General features: G+C 41.3%; 6 protein-coding genes. 3 read left to right on the top strand and 3 right to left on the bottom strand.

Annotated elements, in window-relative coordinates; genetic code table 11:
• Positions 1-299 (bottom strand): FAD-binding oxidoreductase (locus tag NZ896_06095; protein ID MCS7117022.1); only part of this gene is annotated, 299 nt, incomplete at its 3' end.
• A gap of 2 nt (positions 300-301) precedes the next feature.
• On the bottom strand, positions 302-1276 hold the full coding sequence (locus NZ896_06090; GenBank protein MCS7117021.1) for a 4Fe-4S dicluster domain-containing protein: 975 nt from the start codon (positions 1274-1276) through the stop codon (positions 302-304).
• A 95-nt stretch (positions 1277-1371) separates the two neighbouring features.
• Here NZ896_06090 and NZ896_06085 point away from each other — a divergent pair, with 95 nt between their 5' ends.
• Positions 1372-1779 carry a hydrogenase maturation nickel metallochaperone HypA gene (locus NZ896_06085; protein MCS7117020.1) on the top strand — a complete coding sequence of 136 codons (408 nt, stop codon included), beginning with the start codon at positions 1372-1374 and terminating at the stop codon, positions 1777-1779.
• A complete protein-coding gene (locus NZ896_06080; protein MCS7117019.1) occupies positions 1776-2510 on the top strand; it encodes a P-loop NTPase in 735 nt (244 codons plus the stop codon). Before NZ896_06085 ends, NZ896_06080 begins: the two co-directional genes overlap by 4 nt.
• Positions 2511-2707: 197 nt before the next feature.
• Here NZ896_06080 and NZ896_06075 read toward each other — a convergent pair whose 3' ends face one another.
• On the bottom strand, positions 2708-4372 hold the full coding sequence (locus tag NZ896_06075) for a TIGR04190 family B12-binding domain/radical SAM domain protein (GenBank protein MCS7117018.1): 1665 nt from the start codon (positions 4370-4372) through the stop codon (positions 2708-2710).
• Positions 4373-4641: 269 nt separating this feature from the next.
• On the opposite strand from NZ896_06075, the gene NZ896_06070 reads away from it, so the two are divergent.
• Positions 4642-7403: UPF0182 family protein (locus NZ896_06070; protein ID MCS7117017.1), on the top strand; the 2762-nt coding region annotated here is incomplete at its 3' end.

Genomic DNA, 7403 nt, shown 5'->3' with positions numbered 1-7403 from the left:
TCAAACGGGAATCCATTACCGTAAGGGCCTCTAATCCAGACGTAATCACCGACCTTCATTCTATGGAGGGCGTTCGTAACATTTCCAACCCTTCTGACACAGAGATCTATGTAACCCTCTTCGTGTGGGCTAGAATTTATCGAAATCGGCGCTTCTCCAACACCGAAGACCGAGAGCTCCACAAATTGGCCTGGTGAGAATTTAAAGTCCTTTACCTCCAATCTGAATACCTTTGTATCATAGGTTTGGTCCATGATCTCTATAATCTTGCTCTTAAAAGGTCTGTAGATATTCTCCATTCTTATGCACCTCCCAACTTGCACAGTACATCTTTCATATCTATCTTTGCGGGGCAGAATATTATGCATCTTCCACAACCGACACAACTAGGAACCCCGAATTCATCTACGTACGTCTTGAACTTGTGGATGTAAATATTCCTATACCTCGCCTTCAGATCCTTCCGGAAATTCAACCCTCCAGCGACCCTCGCGAAGCTGAGTAGAAGGCAAGAGTCCCAACACCTTACCCTCTCGCCCTCGTTTGAATTTATAAATGTCTCGTCTATAACATCGTAGCAGTAACATAAGGGGCAGACGAGTGTGCAATTCGTACAGGCCAAACACCTCTTTGCAGTATCTTCCCAGATAGGATTGTTATAATCTTCGAGGATTATTCTATTGATCTTATGAAGATCGATATGTGGTTTTTCTTCATAATCGATCCTAACCTCTCTAACATTGACAACCTCTGGTTCGAAGTATAGTTGTGAAAGGATCTTTCTACCCTTTTCGGTCATCGAGAACCCAACATAATTATCTCCTTCAACATTAAGAAAAAGGTCACATGCATTCGTTAAGACATTCGCTCCCATCGATTTGCAAAAGCACGTCTCCGTGGGTTTACATGAAATCCCTACGATGAACATCTTCTTACGCCTCGCCATGTAGTATGGATCGTCCCAGAGTGCTAAATCGAGCCTCTCTATCGCATTTATATCACATATGTGCAATCCGAAGAATGCCATTTTCTCATTCGGAATCAACTCTTTGAACTCTCCACGATCGAGAGCGAAGATCGGCTCTCTATATGGTATGATAAAACTCTTTGGCGGGAGTATAGTTGTAGGGTAATCTAATGTAACCTCATCGAAATCTTCAACCTCTTTCAGGATAAAATCCTCCTTATTTCTGACAGGGCCGATGACTTTGTATTCCTTGCTTATATCGATGAAGAGCTTCTCTAAATTATCTTTTTTAATCCTCTTTCCTATCATATCAATTATTATGCGCCAACTAAACGTATTTATAGATTTATATAGAGAGGAGAAAATTCTATTTACTTATAATTACTTATTAACTATCGAGTGTTATGCACGAATGGGCGATCGCGACGTCTGTGGTAAGGAGTGTTGAAAAGTGGTCTATAGAGAAGAATGTTAAAGTAAAGAAGATTCTTCTATCGATACCATCACTCTCGATGCTCGAAGTCGAAATACTTAAAGAGGCCTTCGATATCATCAAGAAGGATTCGAAGATTTCGAAAGCGAAGCTCGAAGTACGTGTAAGAGATCAGAGCTTCAGTTGTAGAGTGTGCAAGAATGAATTTACATTGAATGAAGTGAAATCTCAAATCGAATCATTATTCGAAGATTACGGTAAGGACAACCCACTTCATATCATTCCAGCCCTTGTCACAACATTTGTAAAATGTCCAAAGTGTAACTCTCACGACCTCATTGTCGATTCTTCGATAAGAGTGGATGGTATTGAGGTATGAACCCGATTCTTGAAATGGCAAAGGATAGGTTGAGAGGGAAGGTGATTGCGGTGATGAGTGCGAAGGGAGGGGTCGGGAAGAGCATCATCGCATCTTTAATAGCCTTGAATCTAAGTGAGAAGCAGAGGGCAGCGTTGATCGATCTCGATATCTACGGGAACTCTATCTTAAAACTTTTCGGAATTCAAGAGTTACATAGAGTAAGCAAGGATGGAATCGAACCTTTCATAATCGGCAATCTATCGATCTATACAGTTGGTGGACTTATTGGGGATCGCTATGTAGTCTTACCGGGCGGGTATGAGGGGGGTGTCATTGAGTCGCTACTCGGCCTTGCCAATATTAGAGAGCGCCTGATCGTCATCGATACACCTCCGGGGATGGGTGAGGAATTATTGACGCTGATGAAGATCGTAAGCCCCGAAATCATTTTGGTGACCTTACCTTCAAAGTTATCGGTAAAGATAGTGAAGCATATGCTCGACTTCTTACTTGAATCAAGATTGAAACCAAAATTGATTGTTGTGAATATGGCCTTCTTGGAAAGTCCGAACGGCCCTATCTATCCCTTCGGGAAGCTCGACTATGTTTATGAAGTTGAGAAAGAGTATGGAGTAAAGGTCGAATTTCTACCGATCGATCCTGATATCGAGAGGTTCATCGGAAGGATTCATGAGTATTTAGGGCAACTTAGAAAGAGCTTAAAGTCTTTAGAGTTAGTATTGCTATGATCTTTGGTAATGAAGATCTTCGATAATCGAAAATAATCTTAAAATAATAAGGCATTCTCTTGGAACCTTTATAAATTCGAATTGTGAAAGGAGGCTCCTTTGAAAATTGTAAGTAGGTTCTTATTCAAAAGAAGAGAAAAGATGCAAACTCCGACTCTATTTATATCGTAATAAATTATAAGTTAATGATATATTCGTCAGAATTCTCTTAAAAGTTCCTCGAGTGTATGAACGATTCTACTCCCTCCGTCCGATTGAACGATATTGGTAAGTCGTTGCAACTCTTCCTCACGCTTTACATCATCCTTTATCTGCATTATTTCATCGATCTTCCTTAAAATCAACCTTGAAGCATCGATTCTACTCTTGATCAAATCTACCTCTTCTTTATTATTCGTATGAATTCTTCGAAGCTCCGCTGTAAAGTACGCTACTCTATAGGTCAATTCGACGATATCGTTAGAGGAGAAGTTCTGTGTGGAGTAATTTATGAAGTAAGCCCAACTCGGCATAGAGTAGGCATGGTAGTGTTCTAAGAGTGTTTTATACCTTAATCGAAATCCGTGAATGCTCGGATATTCGAAGGCCTGAGAGCCAGGGTCGAGGGATGGTGTAAGGGTAGATAAGAAGGTGTAAAAGTTCTTCTTGTAAAAACTCTTGGTCAGCTTAAGGCAGTAATCGAAGGTCGTCTGTACGCTCTGCTCACTCTCTTTCCCCAAACCCAGCATAAAGAAGAGGTCGAATCGTGAAGCGCCAGCTTCTAAGCTATTTACGATGGTACGTTCTATCGCATCATTTGTATAATATCTTCCTTGAGCCCTTCTAACCTCTGGATCGGCCGATTCAGGGGATAGTGAAAAGCCGAAATCTGGAACACTTCTCGCTATACTATTGATAAAGTCCTTTGGAGCGGGTGTAAAGAGTTCGAAGATGATCGGAAGGTCGATCCTTTCATCCCTCAATCTACTTAGAAATTCCTCAACGTATCTATTACCAGCTTGTCTTATATCTCCAAGTATGTATACAGGTATGCGTATAAATGTGTCGATGAGCGATAGATCTTCCACTAGATTCTTTGGGCTGCGAAAGGCGATCTTCCTTCGACTGTAAAATTCGCTATATGTATAGCAAGAACCACCACAGGTAACACAGTTAAAGATGCATCCCTTACAAGTTAGAATCGCACCTATAGGTGCTTTATCCCACAAGTAGTAGGGTGCATGATTCGCATTGAACCTCCCTTTAAGGATGAAGGATGCAAGGAACCATTTATCAACATTTAAATGGTCTAGGCTATCTGGAACGTAAGTAATGGGGTTATGGTGAATTCTTCCTTCACGATCTCGCCAACTGAGATTTGGGACGGATGAGAATTCTTCTTTACCCCTTTCGATCTCTCTTAATAGGCACAGTAGAGGCTCTTCACCCGAATCGCCCTTCACTATAAAGTCTATTTGAGGGAAGTTCTCTAAGATTTCTTGAGCGTAATACGTAGCGGATAATCCTCCCATAACGATGGGTACGTCTGGATGCAATTTCTTCAGCAGATGTGCGACTTTAAGGCTGCCTTGAACGTGAGGGAGCCAATGGAAGTCTATCCCAAAGACTTTAGCCTTCAGTGAAGATAGGTACTTCACAACATCGAATTTAGCATCCTTCATCATCCGGACCGCGAGGTTGACTATCTCTACACTGTAATGGTTTCGGTGTAGATAGTTAGCTATCGTCATAAAACCTATGGGGTACATTTCGAAGATCGGTGTCGAAGGGACGGTATCACTGATCGGACCCCAAAGGATAGGTTTTTTTCTAAAGTCGAATATACTCGGTGGATGTATAAGTATTAGATCTTTTCTTCTCAATTCCTCCTTAAGCTATTAACATGCAAATTTTTATCTATTACTAATACTAAAATCGGAGAAGAGGTCCATACTTTCATTTTAAATACAAATAATTAGAACGACTTAATTTGTAAGTATGCGTTGGTGATCTACCAACATTACGCTTAAGGTTAATGATCTTTTGTTAAAACACGACGAAACTCAACTCTTAATAAAAGTATTTAAATATTTATTCAGGACCAAAATTATTAATTTGGTGTAAATATAAATTGAAAATTAACTTTTATGAAATGGGTGAACCTTCTCCTAGAAGGTTTGCAGGTAGAATAATTTGGTTACTCATCATCGTAGTTACTCTATTTGTACTCATTATAGTGGGTAAGGAGGTTTTATGGTTCTGGCTCAACATTGTGGAATTTGGCGAGTTATTCATCTTACCCATATACTTTACGCTCATCAGTGGTTTTATTCTAGCCACGATCGCTTTCTTCCGGGTCGATTTTAAGAATCGAAGGTCTATCGTTTGGTGGATTTTAAGGCTGATTTTACGTGCCATCAAAGAGCAAGGTGTAATGGAAAATATCCCGCCCGATTACTTCGATTTCGGGCGCTTTAAACTACCTTTGATCAAATTCATTCTGTGGCAGATCACAAAGATCTGCATAGGTGCGCTATTCATGGGTAATCTGCTATTTGGTATGGCGATTTATTCGATGAGTAAAGGTTGGGATCCCCAATTAAACCTCATCTGGAATCTCTTCAAACTACCTTTCATTACACCGCCTTTCGATATGAATTATGCAAAAGAAAATGTAATCCCACTCATACCATCACTCACCCTGATTCTACCTCCCATAATCGGTGCATTGACCCTGAGGTTCTTCCTACTTGTGGTGGTTACAAATCTTGTTAGGATCTTCGCTTTTTCACCAGTCGAATCGATCATCGGTAGGGCGCCATTCTACCTGGCCTTGATCGAAGGATTACTTTCAATAGGGCTACTTTGGGCCATGGTCAACGCATTCTTTACAGATTATATCGATTACAACACACGGGTGGTAATTGGAGGTTTGGCTGCAATCGGTATAATACTCGCTATATTTGCAATTAAGGATGCGAGGAGAAGGATCTGGGATATGCCTGTAAGGAGAATGGTTATTATGCGCCTCGTCCCCATCCTCCTGATCATCCTTCTGGTAGGTTCTACCATCACCATTCAAAATAGTATCGCTGATGCAAATAAAGTAGCGTGGCGTGGCCCATACACCATGCAAGAGATCGCTGTAAATAGATACTTGGCTCAACTCGACGAGGTAAAAGAAGTCCCATACAACTTCAGCATTAAAGTAGTACCTATCGCAGAAATCGATAGTTATGTGAAGAGCAATAGCGAATTATTAAAGAAGGTGAGGCTTTGGGATTGGGAGGCAGCCTTTGCTAAATTGAAGCCCGAGATCGGTCTCATACCATATATAGACTTTCAGGATTCCGATATTCTGAGGTTCAACGGCACTCTTTACTGGAGCGCTTCGATGAAACCTATTCTACCTATTACTGTGAAGGCTGAGGATCGATGGTATGCCGAGCGTCTGGTTTACTCTCATGTACCCAATGGCTTCCTGATCCTAAATGCCAATGAAGGTAAGATTGAGGATACATCTGCCTTCTTTAGGCAGAGGAGGGTGTATTATGGTGAAGGAGGGTTATTTAACAGAGTATGGTTCGCTTATCCGACCGATCGTGAAAGGAGTGATGAGTTAGAAGGCTACTTTTATAGGGGCAGAGGTGGTGTAGATATACCCCCACCTCTAAGCTGGATCTTCGAGTTTATCTTCCTTACAGCCTTTCCGAATAAAGTCATTCATGTGTTAAGGTATAGAGATGTCTATGAGCGTATGCAGACGCTCTTTCCTTACTTCCAATACACATTCTATGGAAAGAGGGTAGATATGCTCCCAGTTACAGATGGTGAGAATACATATTGGTTGATGCCGTTGATAATCGTGTTAGACACAAAGGATGTGCCATGGAGCAATGGTAATAGTTTGATGAGGCTCGTAGGGTATAGCTTGATCGATGTTTACCATGGTGATATTCGATTGATAATTTTAGGTGATGACTTCTTCAGCCAACTCTTCAAACGTGTATATAGCAAGTATATAACTACTGAAATCCCTGATTGGTTAAAGAACCAATTGAGATATCCGGAAGAATTGTTCGAGTGGAGGGTGAATATGTACAACTTTTATCATGTGACATCTCCCGAGACATTTATCATTGCAAAAGAATTTTTTGAAATACCAAGGGGCTTAGATACCTACTATGTAATAGCGAAACCTCCGAACTTTGAGAAGCCTGAATATATAGGGCTATTATCGTTAGAGCTCCGAGGTGCTGGTGGTAGGAATCTGGCTGGCTACATGGTTGTGCGAAACGAGTATGAGGGTTTCGGCGAAATGATCTTCTACGCCGTCGATATAAAATCGCCTATAAAGTTATTGGGCCCAACGGCTGTGTTGGAGGCCTTAGAGAAGAACCCAGAGTTCGCCAAATTGAAGACCCTACTTCGTGCACCCCGTATCGGTGATATCATCCTTTATCGCATCGGTGATCATGATGTCTATCTGATTCCAGTATATACTGCTGGTGCTGGTGGTGTCGTTACTGAGATGGGTGTAGTCGCAGCCGTAGGTGCTACATTTACTGGTAAGTATTACGTAGGCCTCAGCACGACGGGCTCGGCTGAAGAGGCCTTTAGGTCTTTCCTCATCACCTTATCGGGTGAAGAAACACCAAAAGTTCACGTAATTACCATAGAGCAGAGGAAGGCGAATATCATGAACCTCTTTAAAGAGGCCAATGTAAAATTACTCCAACCTATCTCCATGAATCCCAATGTATCATTTAGAGAGGGTATTGTAACTTACATATCTGATGCAGATTGGAATGCTACAAAAAGTCTGATCAAAAGCTTCATAGAGAATTGGGTGAGTAAGGCCGATCAGGCTCTACTATGGTTCGAGGATTCGAAGATGAATATCGGTGTATTGAT

The sequence above is a fragment of the Nitrososphaerales archaeon genome (assembly GCA_025058425.1).
Lineage (GTDB): Archaea > Thermoproteota > Nitrososphaeria > Nitrososphaerales > JANXEG01 > JANXEG01.
This window is presented reverse-complemented; position numbering and strand designations above follow the sequence as displayed.